Genomic DNA, 19853 nt, shown 5'->3' on the forward strand with positions numbered 1-19853 from the left:
CGAAACCCGTTTTTCGAGCCGCTGTCGGGCCGCCTAAGTGCGTTCGGCCGCTCTCGAGTACCATGGCAGACCGCCTGATGAAAGTCAACGCCTACACGACGCTCGACCTCGTCGACGCCGTCGCGAAGGGCCACGAGTTCGAGACGGAATCGTTCGCCGTCGTGAACGCCACGGCCGACAGGGAAGCGCCCGACTGCGTCCGGCTGCAGCTCGAGCTTGACAACATGACCGAGGAACACCTCCCGGCCCACATGGAAGAGATTCAGCTGACGCCCGACCAGGCTCGAACGATCGCAGCCGACCTCGAGAAACACGCGGATCGGGTCGAGGACGCAACCGACGAGTAGCCTACTTGAGCTCCTCGAGGGTGTCCTTGGCCTTGTCGACCGCGGTGTCGAACGTGCTCTCGAGCTCCTCGACCGAACGTTCGACGTGGTAGACCCGCTCGCTCGGAACCCGCCGAACCATGTCGTTGCCGTCGTCGTCGGTCCCGTAGGCGAACAGCCAGTGGTCCTGGAAGTAGGCGATGTGATCGTTGTCGACGGTGACTTCCTCGATCTCGTCGCTCGCGTTCTTGTAGGTGATCGTCGCGGTGCCGAGTTCTGCCATACGTCCATTACCGATCCCGGACGGGAAGCCGCTGGCCCGGCAGCTGCAACGGTCGTGTGTAAATACCTATCATGGTTAGGGCGTACTGGCTTTCGCTACGGAAACCTATAATACGGTATGAAAACGACTCAGCTGAACCGGCTGGCCGACTTCGGTACCCGATCGATCATTACCCACGCGATCATGGCGCTCTCGCTCGTCAGCGCGATCACCGCCGGACTGTTCGTCGGCGGCGAGCTGGGACTGGTTTCGTTCGTCGCGCTGTTGAACTTCACGGCCGGACTGTGGATCGCCCAGTCGATCCACTCGCTGGGTCACGCACGAGACGGCGGCGAGTACAGCGGTATCGTCGACGAGCTGATCGAGCGCACCGAAACGCAGTCGGGCGCCGAGCGCGGTCTCGACACCGGGCGGCTGGCGCGGCTGGGTACCCTGATCGCGTTCGTGACGGCGGTCTCGCTGCTGACCTCGGCACAGGTTCTCGCCGGCCAGCTGTTCTCGATCGCGGTTGTCGCGATCGGCAGTATCGCACTCGTCACCGCCATCACCGGTTTCCTTATCTCGCTGGGGACGGCCTACGACGAGTCGACCGAGCGGTGGGACGCGGCGGCCGACCGACGGCGCCGCGAGCTGGCCGACAACCGGGAGTAAGCTGTCGAACAGAAGTCAGTGCAAAGTCGATCGTGAAGTCGCGACCGATCTCCAAATAGTTCTGTCCGACAGTATGAGCCGCCGAGTCGACACCCGTCGGCGGACCTAAGTACGCCTCGACGAACGAACGAGTATGCAGACGGTGCTTCGTCACGACGGCTGGACTCGAACCGACGGCGTCGCGGTTCGGGGTCGCGCGTTTGAGGGCGGGCAGCTCCTCGAGGGACCGTCCCTCGCCGCCCGCTTTGCGGACGCCGAGGGGACGGACGCCGAACTCGAGGGCGTCGCTGATCTCGCGGCCGACCTCGAGGGGTTCTTCGCCGCTGTTCTCGAGGACGGCAACGCCACTTACCTCGTCGCCGACGGCGCCCGGTCGATTCCGCTGTACTACGGTGCCGAGGGATCCATTTCGGATCGCGGGCGCGTGGTTCGCGAGGCGCTCGAGGCGCCGACGGATCCAGTCCTCGAGAGCGAGTTTCTCCTGACGCGGTACGTCACCGGTCCGGAGACGATCTGGTCGGGCGTGTACGCGACCCAGCCCGGTGAGGTAGTTCGGCTCGATGACAGCGAAATCACACGGCGAACCTACCGCGAATACTGGCCCGCGGGTTCCGAAGACGAACGCACGAACGCGAACACTCGAGCGAGCCTCGAGTCGGCCCTCGAGACCGCGCTCGATCGGCTCGAGCGCGTCGCCGGCGACCGACCCGTCGTCGTCCCGTTGTCGGGCGGCTACGACTCGCGGCTGCTCGCGTCGGCGCTCGTCGAGCGCGACCGGGAGGTGATCGGGTTCACCTTCGGACGTTCGGGCCACCCGGACGTCGAACTGAGCAGGGAGATCGCGGCTCGACTCGGGATTCCCTGGGAGTTCTGTGACTACGACGAGTCGACGTGGCGCGAGTGGTACCGCGGTCCGCCGGGGCGACGGTACGAGCGCGAGGCGTTCGGCGGCGACGCGCTCCCCTTTCTCGCGGAGTGGCCCGCCGTCCGCGAGCTGGTCGCCGAGGGGCGGCTGCCGACCGACGCGCTGTACTGCCCGGGTCACACCGTCGCGACGCCCAGCGAGCGGCTGCCGCGGTTCGTCGGCGAGCGCGAACGGGGCGAGGACTCGAGCGTCGGCTGCGGGCCGGCCGTCGACGCTGATGACGACGCGCTCGACCGGGGGCTGATCGATCCCGCTATCGAGGATCTCGTCGACTACGTCCTCGAGCACCACTACGTGCTGTGGGAGTGGGACGACGAGCGGTTCGAGGACGCTGCGCGCGAGCGGATCCGTCGCGGGCTGTGCGGCGAGCGCAATTCGGGCGCCGTCGCGGACCCCACGAGTGCGGCCGCGGCCTACGAGCGCTGGGAGTGGCGCGGTCGGATGGCGACGTTCACCAACGGGGACCTTCGGGTCTACGAGGACGCGAATCTCGACTGGTGGCTGCCGCTGTGGGACCCCGCCTACGTTCGTGCGTGGGAACGAGTTCCACTCAAGGCGCGACGGGGCAAGGGACTGCACGCCGGCCTCGCACGCGAACAGTATCGACGCGTGGCCGACGTCCCCGAGGAGCGAGCGGCGTTGACGGATCGAACGCTCTCGCCCGTGGATCGCCACCTCGCGCTGGTTCGACACGCGCCGGCCCGCCAGTTCACCGAGCGCGACGGCGACTGGGAGCCGCCGTTTCTCGCGCCGCGGTCGGCCTGGAGCGAGCCCGGCTCCCATCCCCTGGCGTGGTACGGCATCGTCGACGACGGCGTCCTCGAGGCGCTCCCGACGTTCCGGAACCTCTACGCGCTGCGAACGCTGGCCGCGAGGGGTCGGCTCGATCTCGAGGGCGCGACGGGATCGATTCCCGACGGACCGACACTTCGGCTGCCGACCGCGGGCGAGTAGTGCGGATCGAAAGCGCGACCCTTACGTACCACCGGCTGTGATCACCGGGTAATGAGACGACGGACGTTTCTCGCGAGCGGGGGGACAGTCGCCGGACTCGGGCTGGCCGGCTGCATCTCACAGGAAGGCGACAACGGCGGGACGACCGGAAACGGCGACGACGAGGACGTACTCCGGGTCGCGGCGAACACCGCGTTCGTCGACGCGCCGAGTGACAGCCCCGGCGAGTGGATCGCCGACGAGTTCGCCGACCGGTACGACGTCGAGTTCGAGTGGCAGACGCCCGAACAGGAGCTGAACTACTACATCGAGCGCCACAACGAGGGCGTCGAGATCGAGCCCGAACTCTACCTGGGGCTGAACCCCCACGAAGTCGTCCGCGCCGACGACAACACCGACGACGAGCTGTTCGTCGAGACCGACGAGGACGCCCTCGAGCACCTCGAGAACGTCGACGAGGAACACTACTTCGACCCACACGGGCGGGTTATCCCGACCTATCGAAGTTTCTGTGCGATGGTCTACGACGGCCGGAACGTCGACACTCCCGAAACGTTCGACGACCTGCTCGATCCGAAGTACGAGGGCCAGATCGCGGTTCCAAACCCCCAGCGCGGGACGACCGGACTGCTCTTTTTGCTGTGGACGATCGACCACTTCGGCGAGGACGAGTACCTCGAGTACTGGGAGGACTTACTCGACAACGACACGCGCGTTCTCGACTCCTGGAGTGAGGTGTACGCGCAGTTCGAGGAGGGCGAGGTGCCGGTCGTCGCCTCCTACGCGAACGACCGCGTCTACGCCAAACGCGCCGACAACGACCTCGAGAAACACCAGGTCTCGCTGCTGCACGACCAGGCGTACGCCAACATCGCCGGGATGGCCCGCTTCGCCGACGGGACGAACGACGACCTCGCCCACGAGTTCATGGACTTCATCCTCGATCCCGAGGTCCAGGCGGTGATCGCCGAACGCAACGTCACCGGTCCGGTCAACGAGGAAACCGAGCTACCGGAGGTGTACGAGGAGTACGCCAAACAGCCCGACGAAACGCCGTTTTTCGACTACGACGCCCTCGAGGCGAACCTCGACGGCTGGCTCGACGAGTGGGAACAGGTCGCCGCCGGCGACTACTGAGCGAGCCGTGGCCTCGAGCGCTCCGGACGAGCCGACCGCAGGCGTCGCAAATCGGCGAACGCCGCGAGCGACGCCTCAGTCGCCATCGCTCCGAGCATCGCGTCCGAGCTCCGACTCGACGGCGTCGACCTTGTCGCTCGCCGTCATCGACTTCTCGCGTCTGTCGTCGACCTGCACTAGCGTCTGGACCTCGCTGCCCTCGACCGCCTGGTGGGCAGCCCCGCAGGCCGCAAACAGCTCCTCGACGTCCTCGGCCTCGAGGGTGGTCGCTAGCGGCGTCGTCTCGTACTCGACGTCGTACTCCTCGAGGGCGTCGATCGCGGCCGCGACGTTCTCGGTCGCGTCGTCGTCGGTGATCGGCGTTACGCGAAGCAGTGCGAAAACTGTCATCGGCGACCGTTCTCGCGGTCGTCACGTAGTGGTTTCGGTCACGAGTACCACCCGGTGGTCGGTGCGGTCGGCGGATCGAAACGCGGCGAGCGGACGCGCGGAGGTGGCCGCGTGAACGATCGCTCGGATCCGAAAGCCGACGGCGGGGCGACCGCGCCCGTCGACGTTCCCGCTTCGGGTTCCGACCCCGAGGATCCCCGCTCGGAAGGCGAACCGGCGGGACGACGGAACGCGAGGGGGATCCGAAACCGCCTCGAGCGACGAGCCATCGCGCTGTTCGGCCTCGGAACGATCCTCCTGCTGCTCGTGCTGTTTTACTACCCCGTCGCGACGGTGTTCGTCGAGGCCATCGTCGTCGAGGGTGCCGTGACGCTCGCGGTCTTCCTCGAGCTCCTGCGAGACCCGTTCTACTTTGGGGACGTCGCCCGGCTGTTCGCCGGCGAGTCCCCGCTCGCGGTCGCGAGCGACCTGCTCTCGAGTGACCGCCGAATCGGCATCGTCGGCTTCACGGCCTACCAGGCGTTCCTCTCGACCCTGCTTAGCGTCGTACTCGGCGTTCCGGCGGCCTACGTCCTCGCACGTTACGAGTTCCGCGGCCGGCGGACGCTGCGCTCGCTGACGGTGCTCCCGTTCGTGCTGCCCTCGATCATGGTCGCCGTCGGCTTCGTCGCGACGTTCGGCGAGAACGGGACGCTCAATCGCGCCCTCGGCCTCGTCGGACTCGGTCCGATCGAGCTGATGTTCACGCTCGAAGCGATCCTGATCGCCCACGCCTTCTACAACGCGCCGCTGGTGGCGCGAGTGACGACCGCGGCCTGGGAGTCCGTCGACGCGAGCGCGATCGAAACGGCCCGCAGCCTCGGCGCGAGCCCGTTTCGGGCGTTTCGAGACGTCGTTGCACCCCAGCTGTATCCGGCCGTATTAATGGGGGCCGCGCTGACGTTCGTGTTCACGTTCGGCACCTTCCCGATCGTGCTGGCGCTGGGCGGGTTCGAGCTGGCGACCGTCGAGGTGTTCGTCTACCGGCTGATTCAGGACCTGAACTACGCCGAGGCGGCCGCGCTGGCGATCGTCGAACTCGTCATCACGCTGGGGATCCTCTACGGCTACCTGCGCTACGAGGCGAACCACGTCGTCCGCTCGCGAGGCGTGCGCCCGCTCCCGCGTCGACCGCTCTCGCCGCCCACTCTGTCCGTCCGCGAACTCGTTCCGCGGGCCGGGATCGCCGTCTACGCCGCGGTCGCGCTGGTCGTCTTCGTCTCGCCGATCGTCAGCATGCTCTACGCCAGCGTCGCGGGCCCGAACGGGCTCACGCTGGATCACTACCGATTCCTGATAGACCGCCAGCAGACCGCCGCGGCGTTCCAGGTCCGACCCTGGCCCGCGATCCGCAACTCCCTGCTCTTTGCCGCCGGCGCGCTCGCGCTCGCTCTGCCGATGGGGGTCGTCGTCTCGGTGCTGACGACCAGACGATACCGGGGCCGAAAGCTCGTCGACGCCGTGGCGATGGCCCCGCTCGCCATCTCGGGGATCATCGTCGGGATCGGCCTCCTGCGAGGGCCCGTCTTCGGCATTGAGCTCGCGGGCTGGCAGATCACGATGGGCGGCGCCGCGGCGATCGTCGCCGCCCACGCCGTCTCCTGCTATCCGTTCGTCGTCCGCACCGTCGCGCCGGGGCTCGAGTCGGTCGACCGCTCGTTCGTCGAGTCGGCCCGCGCGCTCGGGGCCTCGCGCGCTCGAGCCCTGTACGACGTCGAGCTTCCGCTGGTCTGGCCGGGTGTCGTTGCGGGCGCCGCCTTCGTCGTCGCCATCTCGATGGGCGAGTTCTCCTCGACGGTCATCCTGGCGACCGGGACGGATCAGTACACGATGCCGGTCGCGATCGAACGGTTCATCGGCCGTCGGCTCGGACCCGCAACCGCAATGGGCGTCGTCCTGCTGGTCGTCACGAGCATCAGTTTCGTGATCATCGACCGCCTCGGGGGTGAGAGCTTTGGCATCTGAAGAGTCCGATCGATCGCTCGAGTCGCTCGAGTCCCGATCCACGTCCTCGAGCCCGGAGTCCCCGACTGAGGATCGACCGATCGCCGTCGACCTCGCCGACGTCACGAAACGCTACGCCGAGACGACGGCCGTTGACGACGTCTCCCTGTCGGTCCGCGAGGGCGAGTTCTTCACGCTGGTCGGCCCCTCGGGCTGTGGAAAGACGACGACGCTGCGACTGATCGCCGGCTTCGAGTCCCCAACCGACGGCACGGTTCGGTTCCACGGCGAGGACGTCACGGGGGTCCCACCCGAGGAACGCGACGTCGGCGTCGTCTTCCAGAACTACGCGCTGTTTCCCCACATGAGCGTCGGCGAAAACGTCGCCTACGGGCTCAACTTCGCCGACCCGCCAGGGGGCGTCTCGGACGACGAGCGGGTCCGGGAGCTACTCGAGCTGGTCGACCTCGAGGGGATGCAGGACAGAGAGCCCGATCGACTCTCCGGCGGGCAACAACAGCGGGTCGCGATCGCTCGCGCACTGGCACCCGGCCCTGACGTCCTCTTGCTCGACGAGCCGATGAGCGCACTCGACGCCCAGTTGCGTGAGCGGCTCCGCGTTCAGGTTAGAGGGATCCAGAAGGAACTCGGAATCACGACGATCTACGTCACCCACGACCAGGAGGAGGCGCTGGCCATCTCGGATCGCGTCGCGGTAATGCGGGCCGGAGCGCCGGAGCAGGTGGCGACCCCGCAGGATATCTACCGCCGGCCGGGGACGCGGTTCGTCGCGGAGTTCGTCGGTGACAACAACGTATTCGACGGAACGATTCGGTCGCTCGGAGGAGGCGGACTCGCATCTGTCGACGTCGGCCCGGAGACGTTCGCCGTCGTCCCCGGAGAACGCGACGTCGCCGTCGCCGACGGCCTCGCGTTCTGCGTTAGACCGGAGAACCTGGTCGTCGCGGCCGATCCGAGCGACGGCCTCGAGACGGAAAACGCGACGCGGGCGACCGTCCGGAGCGCGGAGTTTCTCGGCGAGACGACCCGGGTCCACCTCGAGTGGCAGGGACAGGAACTGCTCGTGCGAACGCGGAATCCGCTCTCCGGCAAGGTCCTCGTGGGGTTCGATCCCGGCGACGCACACGTCGTTTCGGTCGATCGCACCGCCTGAGCGACCTCGCGGGCCCCTCCCGACGGACGAGACGTCTCACGACGCGGGAACGTGTCCGTAGTCCCCGACCGTCTCCGAAGGAGATACGTTGCTAACCGAGAGACGGAGGGTGTGTCTCGACTGAAACTGCGGCTCGGGCAGTTCGCCGTCCTCGTCGGTGCCGGCTCGCTGGGCGTACTGGCGCTCGTCTTCGACGGGGTCGTCGACCCGTCCCAGTACGAAGCGGTGGCCGCAGAAGCAGGGCTCTCGGTGGAGACGGTCCTGCTCGCGTCGGCCCTCCAGGTGCTCGTGCTCCTCGCGGCGGCGGTCGCGGCGGGGCTCTACGCGGCGCCGCGAGTTGGGTTCGATTCGCACCTGGCGAACCGCGTCGCCGACGGAACGCCCGTCGCGTCCGGGATCCCGCCCGAGCTCCGGCCGTCGCTCGGCGCGGGCGCCGCCGTCGGAGCGATGTTGCTCGCGATCGAACTCGTTGCCCCCGAGATTCCGAACGGCGAGGCCTGGGAGATGACCGTCCCGGCTCTCCTGCAGTCGCTCCCGCTCCGGCTCCTCTACGGTGGCATTACCGAAGAACTACTGCTCCGCTTGGGCGTGATGGCCGTCCTCGCCCTCGTTCTCTGGACGGTGACCGGACGACGTGGTGCGGAGCCGTCGGCCGGGATCGCGTGGGCGGCGATCGCGATCGCCGCCGTGCTCCACCTGCCGATGGCGGCGACCATCTACGGCGCACTCTCACCCGCGGTCGTCGCGTTCATCGTGGGCGCCAACGCCGTCGGCGGCGTCGCGTTCGGGTGGCTGTTCTGGCGGTACAGCCTCGAGGTCGCGATGGTCGCCCACGCCTTCGCGCACGTCGTCGCCGTCGCGGGCTGGCTCGTCGCGCTCCTCGTCTGAGAACGATCGCACGTCGAACTCGGACGCGAAGCTACTCCTCGGCGATCCGGCTCCCGCCCGGCGGCATGAAGTGCTGGATGCGGTCCGGGCTGGCGATCTTCCGGACGAACGACTCGTCGGTGAACTCCTCGCGGAACCGTCGGTACATCCGTTTTGCCGCGTCGGCCTGAGCGTACCGGCCGGGCTCGAGTTCGATCGTCGTCTCGGCCTGCCCCTCGATGGCCGACGGCGGGCCGCCGATGACGCGGGTGTAGGGCTCACACTGGATGCCGACCGCCACGCCGACGGGCGTATCCCGGTAGTAGGTTCGATCCCCGCGGATCGCGAAGCCGCCCTTCTCGAGGTACTCGCCGCTCTCGGGGGTCTTGGTGACCTGATCCGAGTCGACCGCGTAGACGTCGCCCGCGTAGCGGCCGTCCTTCCAGACCGACGAGTAGGTGACGGCGAACTGGGCGGCCTCCTCGATGCTCGACTCCGGCAGCTCGATGTCCGACGAGGACGCCTCGCTGGGATCGGTCGCTTTCAACACCGTGACGGGACCGCCGTGGGCCTGGGTGTGAAGCACCTTATCGCCCGGCTCGAGGTACTTCTTGACGAGTTCCTCGTTCTGGTCGGCGCTTCGCCCGCCGATTACGAGGTAGCCGTCGCTGGTGTGGAACCAGCGGAATCGATCGTACCAGGGTTCGTTCTCCCGGATCGGGACCGACGCCAGCTCGAGCCAGTTCGTCTCCTCCTGCGCTTCGTCCTCGTCGTCGCCGTCGGCCGTCTCGTCGGTCGCCTCCCACTCGTCGCGGCGTCGCTTGGCGTCCTCGAGGTCCTCGCGGGTGTCCTCGATGGCCGCCAGCGCGCCCTCCTTTTTTTCTGCGATGCGCTTGGCCTCGGTGTAGAGCCGATCGGCGTTCTGCTCGACGCCCTGCCGGGCGAGGAGGTCGATCTCCTCCCCGTCGAGTTCGACGGTGACGATCCCCTCCGTGCCGTCGACGCCGACGACGGCCTCGGCGGCCTCGATTCCGCGCTCTTTGCCCTCCTCGAATCGTTCCTCGATCTCGTCCCAGGGACGGTCCTGCGCGCGGGCCTCCTGGACCGTCGAGAGGATGTCGTCGACGACCCCGTACTCGGCGTACAGCAACTCGGCGTTCTCCCGCTGGGACTGAGCCTGCTGTTCGAACCCTTCGATCGCGCCCTCCTGTTGTTCGATGATCCGCTCGTGTTTGGCGATCTCCTCCTCGAAGTCGGGGCGCTGTTCGGTCGGATCGGGCTCCTCCTCGTCTTCCAGCTCGAGTTCGAAGAAGTAGTCGTCGAGCGCCTCGAGGAAGCTGTCGGCGCTCTCGGCAGCCAGGCCGGCCTCCTCGTGTTCCTCGAGGGGGAACGGCGTGGCGTCGACGACCGGGCCGTCGTCGGGCGACTCCGACTCCTCGTTCTCGCCGTCGTCCTCGACCGGCTTCCGGTACAGCCGCGGGTCGAAGTTCGCGTTGCGGACGTCCAGTGCGAGCCGTTCGATGGCCTCGTAGACGCGGCGGTAGTCGTCATCGGTGGCGTCCTCGATGTCCATCGCCTTCTCGACACCCGCGCGGGTGCAGACTTCCTCGGCGTACAGCCCGCCCATGTTGAGCTGTGTGGCGAGCGTCCGGACGACGTCGGTGTCCGAATCGTCCATCTCGCGGTCGAACGCCTCCCGCGAAACCGACAGCGGGTTCGTCCGCGAGTCGGGAAACTCGTAGCGCGAGCCGGGAACGACCGTTCTGGATTTGAGGCGAACGGTCTCGAGGCAGTCGATAACCTCGTACTCGCCGTCGGTGACCGCAACGTTCCCCTGCCCGAACAGCTCGACGATGATACGGGTCGTGCCGTCGTCGCGGTCGAAGACGAACTCGAGGATGCGGTCGAACTCGAACTGTTCGACGCCGACGAAGTCGGCCCCCGACAGCCGGTTGCGAAGCATCATCGCGAACTGGGGCGGCCGCCCGGGGGCGTCGGGCACTCGCTCGGGGGCAACCGTGTGAGCGCGTTTGACCTCGCCGACCTCGATCAACAACTCGACGCGACCACGATCGAAATCGCGCATCTTGAGCCGCAGAAGGTCGTCGCCGTAGAGGTAGGCCTTGTCGACCTTTGCGCCCTCGTAGGTGCCGAACTCCCCGACGAGGGCCGCGAGATCGACGCTCGTAAGCTCCCGCTTTGGATCCATACCTCTACCTGCCCGGTCCGGTCAAAAAGGCGTGTCGCTCCGGCTCGAGCGAGTGTCTCGCGGTGGCGCGCTCGCTCCGAGTCAGAAAGGCTCATCGGCGACGAGCCCGTCTCACACAAGTATGGACACGGCCGGCTCGCTCGCGAGCGGAACGGACGGGACGACTACGGACGAACGTCGAGCGCACGGCGACGGAGGCGGCCAATGAGCGCACCCCAGCGCCCGGTCTGGGCGGAGGTCTCGCGACTCCCGTCGTTCCTCGAGCGCCTCGAGCAGACGGGCGGGCTCTCGGCCCGCGCGCTGATCGACGAACTCGAGGTCGAGATTCCGGTTGAGGGCGTCGCCTACCACGATCGGGGGATCCGGATTCCGGGGTACGACGCGACGTTCGTCCACGAGCCGAGCGGCTCTCGCGGCCGACCGGCGTTCAGCGTTCAGATCGACACGATCGGCCCGCGAAACGGCTGGGCGATCTTCGACAAGACGCTGTCGTGGGACGTCTACCTCCTCCGAGCGGAGGGAGCCGCCGCGATCGCCTGGCTCAGCGACGAGGAGTACCGGATCGAGGAGGCCGACGAGTTCGACTCGAAGCGTGACGCGGTCGCTGCCGGTCGCTTCTCGTTCGGCGTCTTCCTCTACGCCGGCGACGCCTGGGCGGAACAACGGAAGCGGATCCGCAGCACGAACGCCCCGGCCTATCTCCTACGAGAGGACGGTCAGCCGATGATTCCGAGCACGCAGTCGGAGTTCTACGAGTTCGTCGACTCGACGGTCACGGAGTTTCGAACCAGCGGTGCGGCCCCGGACTACCTCGGACTGCTCGAACTCGAGGCGACTATCGACGGCTGATCGACTGTTAGCAGGCGCATAAACGTTTCACGGAGTCGTCGAACCTCGTTTCGAACCGGTTCGATCGCGGAAAAGCGGGATCACGGAGGCGCGTCGTCGCAGTCCGCCCGAAGGGGGGGAAGTTCGAGCGGTGGGGGGTGGGGGGAGTGGCGACGACACGCCCCAATGAGTGACAGCGGGTGTGGCGCTGGTTTCTGAGGGGAGTGTGATCGATGCCGACGTTCGTCGGCACCTGATGCTTCAGGCCCCATTACTATAAAAATTTCGCACCTATTGGTGTGTTTTTAACGATCGAGACCCGTCGTTGTCAGGCGATGTGTACGTGATGACCGGGCCTCGTACGAGGGACTCAATCCTCGTCGGCTGCGTCCGCCTCCCACCCCTCCGTGAAGACCCGATCGCCGTCGACGCCGGCGTCCTCGAGCAGTTTCTGGGTCTCGACGACCATTTCGGGGACGCCACAGACGTAGCAGTCGACGTTCGCGAGGTCGTCGAGGCCCTCGAACGACTCCTGGAGGTGGTCCTGAACGTGGCCGGTTCGTCCGTTCCAGGCCGCGTCGTCGTCGGCGTCCGAAAGGACGTACTCGACCGAGACGGCGTCGGTCCCCGCCCGAAGCTGATCGAGACTCTCCCGGAAGATCAGGTGCTCCTGGTCGCGCTCGCCGAAGACGAGCGTGGCCGTTCCCTGACCCTCGTTGGCGTACTGTCTGATCATCGGATACAGCGGCGTGATCCCCGTTCCGGTGGCGACGAAGAGGGCGTCGCGCTCGGGATCGCGGAGGTGGAGGTTCCCCTCGATGGGATCGATCTCGATCGCGTCGCCCGGCGTTCGGTCGTGCATGTAGACCGAACCGGTGCCGTCGTCGTAGCGCTTGATCGTCAGCACGAGCTGGTTCGTTCCGGGGGCGTTGATCGCCGTGTAGGGACGTTCCTGTTCCTCGCCGTCGGCCTCGAAGTGGACCGACGTATGCTGGCCGGGATCGAACTCGAAGCGGTGATCGTCGGCGACGAGCCGAAACTGCTTGACGTCCGGCGTCATCCGGTGAACGTCGGCGACCGTAACGGACAGTGTCATAGCCCGATCTGCGGTCAGAAGCCACTAAACCGTGCTGTCGGCACGTGCATCCTGATTCCGATCGAAAAAGTGAATGACCCAATCGACGACCGTCTCCGGTCCGTTACGTCTCCGTCTCGACGGCCGCCTCGATGGCCGCGTACAGTTTGTCGGTCTCCTCCGTCGGCGAGTAGACCGTATCGTCGACGCTGACGCGGGGAACGTCGTCGACGTCCATCTTCTCGACCTCCCCGATCGTCTCGTCGAGTTCGTCCTGGTACGCGTCGCCCGCGGCAGCGTCGTACACCGTCTCGGGGTCGGCGACGTCAGATTTCTCGGCGACGTGCTTGAGTCGCTTGGGCGTCGCCCACTCCTCCTCGAGGTCGATATTGATCGCGATACACTCGACGAACGTCCAGAACTGACCGGGGTCGTGGTCCCAGACGGCCAGTCCCGCTCGAGCCAGTCGCTCCCCATCGTCGCCGTGGAGCGACGCCCCGCCGAGGGAGGCGACGGCGTGGACCTCGAGGTCGACCTCGCCCTTTTTGACGTGTTTCTCGAGCAGTTCGGTGAACTCCTCGAGCATGAACTCGGAGGTCTCGGTCGACTTCCAGGTGCCGAACAGCTTGATCGTCACGGGCGCGTCGCCCGTGCCGGCGATCGGGAACGCGGATTTCGGATCGTCCGGCGTCGGAACCGGATCGAGCACGCCCTTTGGCTCCTCGATCTCGTCCTTATCTTCCTCGCCGTCGGGGTCGTCGCCGTTGCCGCCGTTTTCCCCGTTACCGCCGTCGGTTTCGTTCGACGGATCGTCGTCGTCCTCGTCGTCGTCGCTGGAGAGGAAGTCGGTACATCCTGCGAGCCCGGCAATGGCCGCGCCACTGCCGACCTGAAGTACGCGCCGTCTGGTTCGGTTGTCTTGCGTCACGGATCGAACTAATCGGTTACCCGGAATTACTACTACTCAGATAAGTCACTAGTTACTGGCAGTATAATTCAGGACTGATGATTTCACTCTCCGAACATAGTCCTAATATAGTAGCTAATGTGACGAAATACGACGATTAAAACACCCAGGTATAGTTATACATTATCTGGGAGAGAGCGAGAATTGGCTCCCTTGGCCGGTACTCGTCCTTCCCAGGGTCCGGTTCGCGCCGAGGCCGGCGCTACGGTTCGAGGACGACCTCGCGGACGTCGTCGACGCCGGCTCGCCGCACCGTGGCCCGGACTGGATCACGGGCCCCTGTGAGGTTGTCCGAATCCCCGTCGAGGACGAGCAGCCGCCCGGGCGCTCCCGGCTCGAGGGCGCCACCCTCGAGCCCGGCGAGGTCGGCGCCGTTGACCGTCGCCATCCGCAGAATCGTCTCGGCCCGAAGGTCGGAACACTTCGCGAGGAACTCCATCTCCCGGAACATCGACGGCGAGTTGAGCATCACGTTGTCGGTTCCGAGCGCGAGCGTCGTTCGCTCGGCCAGTTCGGCCGCGGGCGGGAAGCCGACGCCGGTGACGAGGTTCGACCGCGGGCAGAGCACGACCGGAATCTCGGCGTCGGCGATTCGCTCGAGGTGGTCCGGTTCGGGGTGGACGACGTGGACGAGGAAGTCGGGTTCGAGCGCGAGCGCGCCGTCGAGGTCGCTCGGATCCCCCTCGCCCGCATGGATGCCGAACGGCTTGCCCGCCTCGCGGGTCGCGATCCGTTCGCTCTCGAAGTCGCCGTCGTTGGCGCCGCTAGCACCGAATCCGTCGCCCGCCTCCATCGCCGCGACGGAGCCGCGGGCGAACGACAGTGCCGCGAGCTCGAGGCCCGCAGCGGCGTCCTCGAGCATCCGAACGCCCTCGACGTCGCCCTCTCGAAAGTCGAGACAGGCGGCGGTGCCGCCGTTTTGCATGTACCGAAGCGATCGCTCCATCGCGTCGACGAGCTCCTCGCGGGAGGCCTGCCGAAGGAGTCGGTGTTTCAACCCGTCGGGTGGGGCGACCAGCTCCTCGAGCGAGAGCCCGCCGCCAGCTTCCTTGGCGATCGAGTCGCCGATATGGGTGTGAGCGTTGACGAACGGCGGGAGGATGATATCCGAGCTGTCGACCGACTCCTCCTCGATGGCTTCGATGCGTCCCTCGCCGTCGACAACGATGCGTCCCTCGACGGGCTCGAGGTCTCCGCCGCAGAGGATCGTCCCGGTTCGTTCCATGCTCGCTTCTTCGTGGCCCGTCCCTTCAACCGTTTGCGTTCGCCTCCGAGCGTCACTCGACGAACTCGTCGAGGGTCGTCTCGAGTCCGTCCCGAACCTCGGTGACGAGCGTGCCCTCGATGTCGAGTCCGAGCACCTCGACGGCAGCCCGCCCGACCCGCTCACGAAGCTCGGTCGGCGAGTAGACGCCGAGTCGCCACTGGGAGTACTGGGCGGCTCGCAGCGCCTCGACCAGCGGCGACTGCTGGCCGAGCTGCCGAACGTCGCCGTTGACCAGTACGCGACTCGTCGACTCGGTCATCGACGGGCGTCCCGGCACGTCGAGGATGACGTGGGCCGGGTCGACGCCCACCCTGCCGGCGATCTCGCGCTCGAACTCCCGGATCGCCTCGTGGTCGGACTCGATGATCCCGCCCGGCACGTCGTCGATCTCGGCCCAGACGGCCCGTTTGAACAGGTCGCGGTGATCCAGTCGCCGCGAGAATGCGCTCGTCGCCTCGCAGTTGCGCAGCGCAACCGTCAGATCGTAGTCGTCCATCCGCTGGAGCGTTTCGGCGTCGATTCCGGCCTCCGGCGCCTCGAGGAGGCGTTCGGCGGCCCGCCGGAGCATTGCCTTGCTGATCCGGGCGACGCTGTGGCTGTACACCGTCGGATTCATCAGCGCCCGCGCGACCAGCAGGCTCTCGGCGGTCTGGACGTTCCCCTCGTCGAGGACGAGCTCGTCGTCGGTGAAGGTCAGCTCCCGGACCAGCCGTCCGTGATCGATCGTTCCGTAGGGAACGCCAGTGTGGTGGGCGTCCCGGACGAGATAGTCCATCCGATCGACGTCCAGCTCGCCCGAGACGAGCTGGCCGAACCGCCCCTCGCCGGCGACCAGCCCGGCGACCGCCTCGGGCTCGAGGTCGTGCTCTCGAAGGACGTCGCCGACCTGTCCGTCGGCGAGCAGCTCGTCGACGTCGTCGTGGTACCGGCCCGTGCGGCGGTGGGTAAGCGACTCGAGGTTGTGGCTGAACGGGCCGTGGCCGACGTCGTGGAGCATCGCCGCCGCGTGAACGCGCTCGGCTTGCTTTCCCTCGATACCGAGCCCCTCGAGGGCCTCGCAGGCGAGGTGGTAGACCCCGAGGCTGTGCTCGAACCGGGTGTGGTTTGCGGAGGGATACACGAGCGAGACGGTCCCTAGCTGGGCGATCCGGCGGAGGCGCTGGACTTCCGGCGTATCGAGCAGCGCTCGAGCCACGCCGTCGATCCGGATGTGGTCGTGGACGCTGTCCTTTATGGTCTTCATTACCGGGTTTTTCGCCGCGTTCGTACAAAAGTCGTCGGACCACGAGACTCCCGTCGAGCCGAGGTCCACGCTGAATACGACGACAGCAACACTTTACGCGTAGCCGCCGTTCGCTTCGAGTACATGACGGAACTGACGATCCCGCCGGACGCAGACGGGGACCGTGCACAGGAGCTGGTACAGGAACACGTCGCGGTCGGCGACGTCGTCGAGGTCCAGAGCAAGGAGTGGGCCGACGACAGCCAAGACTTCGAGCTCGAAGGAACGGTAACGAGCTTCGAGCCCGGCTACCTCGAGCTCGACGATCAGCCCGTCGACGAGGGCAGCGTTCGCTACGACGAGATCCATACCGTCGTTCGGGTCGACTCGAAGTAGCCGTCCGGACGAGCGATCGCTTCCGACTTCGCTCGAACGCCCGTTCTCAGAGAACGTCCTCGTTGACCGGGTTCTCGGGCCGATCATCGCCTAATACGCGCAGAACGTCTCGAGTCACGGTTTCTCGAAGCTCGACGATCGACTCCTCGGAGTACCACGCGACGTGGGGCGTACAGACGACGTCGTCGCGGCCGACCAGCGGCGAGTCCTCGGGCGGTTCCGCCGGAAGCACATCCAGTCCCGCAGCGGCGAGTTCGTCGTCCTCGAGGGCCGTCGCCAGCGCCTCATCGTCGACGACCGCGCCGCGGGCCGTGTTGAGTAGGACGGCGTCGTCGTCCATCGCCGCGAACGCCTCGGCGTCGAACAGCTCCCGCGTCTCCTCGGTCAGCGGCGCGTGCACCGAGACGATATCGGAGCGCTCGAGCAGCCCGTCGAACGACACCTTCTCGACGCCGTACTCGGCGAGTTCGTCGGCGGACTGGTGGGGGTCGTACGCGACGAACTCGAGGTCGAACCCCGAGAGCCGCTCGGCGATCCGCCGCGGGAGCTTTCCGAACGCCGCGAAGCCGAGGGTCTTCCCCGCCAGCCGGTGGATCGGCGCGCCGACCGTCCAGTCCCACGTTCCCTCGGCGATCTCACGGTCGTACAGCGAGGTCTTGCGCACGCAGGCGAACAGGAGCGCGATCGTGTGCGTCGGCACCTCGTCCTCGCAGTAGTCGGGGACGTTGACCACGACGACGCCCTCGTCGGTCGCGGCCTCGAGGTCGACCGTGTCCACGCCGATTCCGTACCGGCCCACGACCGCGACGTCGAGGGTCTCGAGGACGTCCCGGTCGATCGGCGCGTACTGGACGAGCAACGCGTCGGTGTCGGCCTCCCGGGCCGCCTCGATCACCTCGTCGGCGGTTTCGGCGTCGGCCGAGACGAGTTCGACGTCGCGGTCGGCCAGGACGCCGCGTTCGATCTCGAGGTCGGGAAAGTCGAAATCCGTGACGAGAATCGTGTGGGTCATCGGTCGGTCGATACGTTCGGGCGTCTCCCCGATAGGCGTACGGTCTGCAACGAAGACCGAACCGCGATTACTCGAGGTCGACCCACTCGCCGCGCTCGTCGCTATCCTCGATCGCCGCGAGGACCCGCTGGGCGGCCAGCCCGTCCTCGAAGCTGGGTTCGAACTCGCCGCCGCTTTCGACCGCGCTGAGCAGCTCGTAGTTCTCGTGAACGAACGTGTGCTCCCAGCCGATGACGTGGCCCGGCGGCCACCAGTGGTCGACGTAGGGGTCGTCCTCGTCCGTGACGAGAATCGTCTCGTAGCCGCGGTTCTCGCCTCGACGGAGGACCTCGAGTTCGTTCAGGCGCTCGAGGGAGAACCGAAGGCTGCCCTCGCTGCCCTGGATCTCGATCGTGTGGTCGTTCTTGTGGCCCGTCGCGTACCGCGTGGCCTCGAGCGTGCCCATCGCGCCGTTGGCGAACTCGAGCTGGGCCGAGTAGGCGTCGTCGACGGTGACCGGGCGCGTTTCGACGGCTTCGCCGTCTCCTCGAGACTCCTCCGGAGTCTCGCCGTCCTCCCCTTCGACCGGACGCTCATCGACGAACGTTTGCAGGTGACCGCTGAGCCGTTCGATGTCGCCCGCGTGCTCGTCGTCGCCGATCAAAAAGCGCAAGAGGTCGACCGTGTGGGCGCCCAGATCACCGAGTACACCCGAGCCGGCCATCTCCTCGTCGAGGCGCCAGGCCCACGGCGCCTCGGGGTCGACCAGCCAGTCCTGGAGGTAGCGCCCGCGGACGTGGCGGATCTCGCCGATTTCGCCGTCGTCGATCAGCCGTTTCGCGTACCGAATCGCGGGGACGAACCGGTAGTTGAACGCACAGCCGTTGGGAACGCCGGCCTCGCGGGCCGCCTCGGCCATCTCTTCTGCCTCCTCGAGGGTCGGGGCCAACGGCTTCTCGCAGAAGACGGGCGTACCGGCCTCGAGGGCCGCGATCGACGGTTCGGCGTGGACGTGGTTCGGGCCGAGGTTGTAGAAGACGTCGACGTCGTCGACGACCTCGCGCCAGTCGGTCGCCGTCTCCGCGAACCCGAGCTGCTCCGCGGCCTCCGAGAGCGCCTCCTCGTCGCGGCCGACGAGAACCTTGCGCTCGACGTCCGGGGCGTCCGGGAAGAACATCGGCAGTCGTGCCAGTGCGTTCGCGTGGGCTTTCCCCATGAACCGGTAGCCGAGTACGCCGACTTCGAGGGTCATGCGCGATCGTTCACCACAGATGTAGTTAGAAGTTTCCGTCTCGCGGCGGTTTTCGGCGGTCGCGCGGCCGTTGCGAGCACAGGCCGCGCCCTTACCCGAACGGTCGGCATGGCTGTGCTCGTACACTCCGCTGGCACGGCGAGCAGGATATCCGCGTCGACGACGTCCCGAAGCCCGAGATCGAGGAACCGACGGACGCGATCGGCTCGAACCTCTCCGACGAAGAGGTCCTGTTCCTCTCCGATATCTACCCGACGGGGTACATGGCCGCCGAGAACGCGACAGCCCCGAGATATACCAGACGTTCAACGACAAGGAGGACGACTGCGTCAAGGTCATCCTCGAGCCCTAGCGGTTCGGTCCCGATCGTGGGCCGTTCGCCGAATCCGCACCACCGCGCCCTCGGGCGAACAGCGTAAGACCCTCTTGCTCGTATCTTCGGTCGCCGGTGTCGAAAGGCTTCGAAGCCGCCCGTTGAGGACGTGGCCCTCCCTCGATCACGGCGACGCCGAACGTTCCGCCAGGCCACAGCACTCGAGACAGCGCTCGGCCAGCTCGGGCAGATCGCGGACCAGGAGCGTCTCGGATCGGCTATCGTACTCGACGAGCCGCGCGTCCTCGAGCGCCGGGAGGTGCTTGTGGTGGAGCGCTATCTCGGCTCGTTCCACGGCCTCATCCGAGAGTGTCGCGGGCGAAGTGTCGTTCTTCCAGGCGGCGAGCTGTCGAGCCGCGTCCGTCCGGGAGGTCGGTCCCTGTTCCCGTACGTACGAAATGAGACGTCGTCGACGCGCGTCTCCGAGGGAGCGCAGGATTTCGTCGATCCTGTCGCTGGCACATAACTCGCCACCCCCGCCGATCATGTCCGATCTCTGATTGCTGTCTGACACGGCTCAGAGTTCTTTAGTGTCGTAATTAAACGCCCAACCTTATCAATTAGGTCTCACGCATCAGCCAGT

The 19853-nt window shown here is 66.8% G+C and carries 19 protein-coding genes; 9 read left to right on the top strand and 10 right to left on the bottom strand.

The window, feature by feature from the left end; genetic code table 11:
* Positions 1-62 precede the first annotated feature (62 nt).
* Positions 63-347 carry a DUF6360 family protein gene (locus tag QA600_RS06650; RefSeq protein WP_278291169.1) on the top strand — a complete coding sequence of 95 codons (285 nt, stop codon included), beginning with the start codon at positions 63-65 and terminating at the stop codon, positions 345-347.
* A gap of 1 nt (position 348) precedes the next feature.
* Here the strand turns inward: QA600_RS06650 and QA600_RS06655 are convergent, their stop codons facing one another.
* On the bottom strand, positions 349-609 hold the full coding sequence (locus QA600_RS06655; RefSeq protein WP_278291170.1) for a hypothetical protein: 261 nt from the start codon (positions 607-609) through the stop codon (positions 349-351).
* Between the two features lie 117 nt (positions 610-726).
* On the opposite strand from QA600_RS06655, the gene QA600_RS06660 reads away from it, so the two are divergent.
* From QA600_RS06660 to QA600_RS06670, 3 genes are all read left to right on the top strand, one after another.
* The gene (locus tag QA600_RS06660) at positions 727-1260 is read left to right on the top strand and encodes a hypothetical protein (protein WP_278291171.1); all 534 of its coding nucleotides are present in this window, start codon (positions 727-729) and stop codon (positions 1258-1260) included.
* A gap of 133 nt (positions 1261-1393) precedes the next feature.
* Positions 1394-3139, top strand: a complete 1746-nt coding sequence (locus tag QA600_RS06665) for an asparagine synthase-related protein (protein WP_278291172.1) — start codon at positions 1394-1396, stop codon at positions 3137-3139.
* A gap of 51 nt (positions 3140-3190) precedes the next feature.
* Positions 3191-4276, top strand: a complete 1086-nt coding sequence (locus tag QA600_RS06670) for a thiamine ABC transporter substrate-binding protein (RefSeq protein ID WP_278291173.1) — start codon at positions 3191-3193, stop codon at positions 4274-4276.
* 75 nt (positions 4277-4351) lie between these two features.
* Here QA600_RS06670 and QA600_RS06675 read toward each other — a convergent pair whose 3' ends face one another.
* On the bottom strand, positions 4352-4666 hold the full coding sequence (locus tag QA600_RS06675; RefSeq protein WP_278291174.1) for a thiamine-binding protein: 315 nt from the start codon (positions 4664-4666) through the stop codon (positions 4352-4354).
* Between the two features lie 240 nt (positions 4667-4906).
* Between QA600_RS06675 and QA600_RS06680 the strand changes: the two genes are divergently transcribed.
* The 3 genes from QA600_RS06680 to QA600_RS06690 all read left to right on the top strand — a co-directional run bounded on the left by QA600_RS06680 (position 4907) and on the right by QA600_RS06690 (position 8711).
* A complete protein-coding gene (locus tag QA600_RS06680; protein ID WP_345782012.1) occupies positions 4907-6670 on the top strand; it encodes an iron ABC transporter permease in 1764 nt (587 codons plus the stop codon).
* Entirely contained in the window at positions 6660-7823 is a 1164-nt protein-coding gene (locus QA600_RS06685; protein WP_278291176.1) for an ABC transporter ATP-binding protein, read from the top strand. Before QA600_RS06680 ends, QA600_RS06685 begins: the two co-directional genes overlap by 11 nt.
* Before the next feature lie 111 nt (positions 7824-7934).
* Positions 7935-8711, top strand: coding sequence for a CPBP family glutamic-type intramembrane protease (locus tag QA600_RS06690; RefSeq protein ID WP_278291177.1), 777 nt, complete (start codon positions 7935-7937; stop codon positions 8709-8711).
* A 31-nt stretch (positions 8712-8742) separates the two neighbouring features.
* On the opposite strand, the gene rqcH is transcribed toward QA600_RS06690, so the two are convergent.
* A complete protein-coding gene (gene rqcH / locus QA600_RS06695; RefSeq protein ID WP_278291178.1) occupies positions 8743-10899 on the bottom strand; it encodes a ribosome rescue protein RqcH in 2157 nt (718 codons plus the stop codon).
* Between the two features lie 204 nt (positions 10900-11103).
* Between rqcH and QA600_RS06700 the strand changes: the two genes are divergently transcribed.
* Complete coding sequence (locus QA600_RS06700; protein WP_278291179.1) at positions 11104-11748, top strand: hypothetical protein; 645 nt, start codon at positions 11104-11106, stop codon at positions 11746-11748.
* 349 nt (positions 11749-12097) lie between these two features.
* On the opposite strand, the gene QA600_RS06705 is transcribed toward QA600_RS06700, so the two are convergent.
* The 4 genes from QA600_RS06705 to QA600_RS06720 all read right to left on the bottom strand — a co-directional run bounded on the left by QA600_RS06705 (position 12098) and on the right by QA600_RS06720 (position 16279).
* Entirely contained in the window at positions 12098-12823 is a 726-nt protein-coding gene (locus QA600_RS06705; protein ID WP_278291180.1) for an FAD-dependent oxidoreductase, read from the bottom strand.
* 103 nt (positions 12824-12926) lie between these two features.
* Positions 12927-13730, bottom strand: coding sequence for a thioredoxin domain-containing protein (locus tag QA600_RS06710; RefSeq protein WP_278291181.1), 804 nt, complete (start codon positions 13728-13730; stop codon positions 12927-12929).
* 241 nt (positions 13731-13971) lie between these two features.
* On the bottom strand, positions 13972-14994 hold the full coding sequence (locus QA600_RS06715) for an amidohydrolase family protein (protein ID WP_278291182.1): 1023 nt from the start codon (positions 14992-14994) through the stop codon (positions 13972-13974).
* Positions 14995-15046: 52 nt separating this feature from the next.
* On the bottom strand, positions 15047-16279 hold the full coding sequence (locus tag QA600_RS06720) for an HD domain-containing protein (protein ID WP_278291183.1): 1233 nt from the start codon (positions 16277-16279) through the stop codon (positions 15047-15049).
* A gap of 123 nt (positions 16280-16402) precedes the next feature.
* Here QA600_RS06720 and QA600_RS06725 point away from each other — a divergent pair, with 123 nt between their 5' ends.
* Positions 16403-16654, top strand: coding sequence for a hypothetical protein (locus tag QA600_RS06725; RefSeq protein ID WP_278291184.1), 252 nt, complete (start codon positions 16403-16405; stop codon positions 16652-16654).
* Between the two features lie 46 nt (positions 16655-16700).
* Here QA600_RS06725 and QA600_RS06730 read toward each other — a convergent pair whose 3' ends face one another.
* The 3 genes from QA600_RS06730 to QA600_RS06745 form a co-directional block, all read right to left on the bottom strand.
* The gene (locus QA600_RS06730; protein ID WP_278291185.1) at positions 16701-17666 is read right to left on the bottom strand and encodes a C-terminal binding protein; all 966 of its coding nucleotides are present in this window, start codon (positions 17664-17666) and stop codon (positions 16701-16703) included.
* 67 nt (positions 17667-17733) lie between these two features.
* On the bottom strand, positions 17734-18897 hold the full coding sequence (locus QA600_RS06735) for a Gfo/Idh/MocA family oxidoreductase (protein WP_278291186.1): 1164 nt from the start codon (positions 18895-18897) through the stop codon (positions 17734-17736).
* 497 nt (positions 18898-19394) lie between these two features.
* Positions 19395-19784 (bottom strand): hypothetical protein, encoded by a 390-nt coding sequence (locus tag QA600_RS06745; protein ID WP_278291187.1) that lies wholly within the window; start codon positions 19782-19784, stop codon positions 19395-19397.
* Positions 19785-19853 lie beyond the last annotated feature (69 nt).

Origin of the sequence: Natronococcus sp. A-GB1, from assembly GCF_029688845.1 — an archaeon.
In the GTDB taxonomy this organism is placed as follows: Archaea; Halobacteriota; Halobacteria; order Halobacteriales; family Natrialbaceae; genus Natronococcus.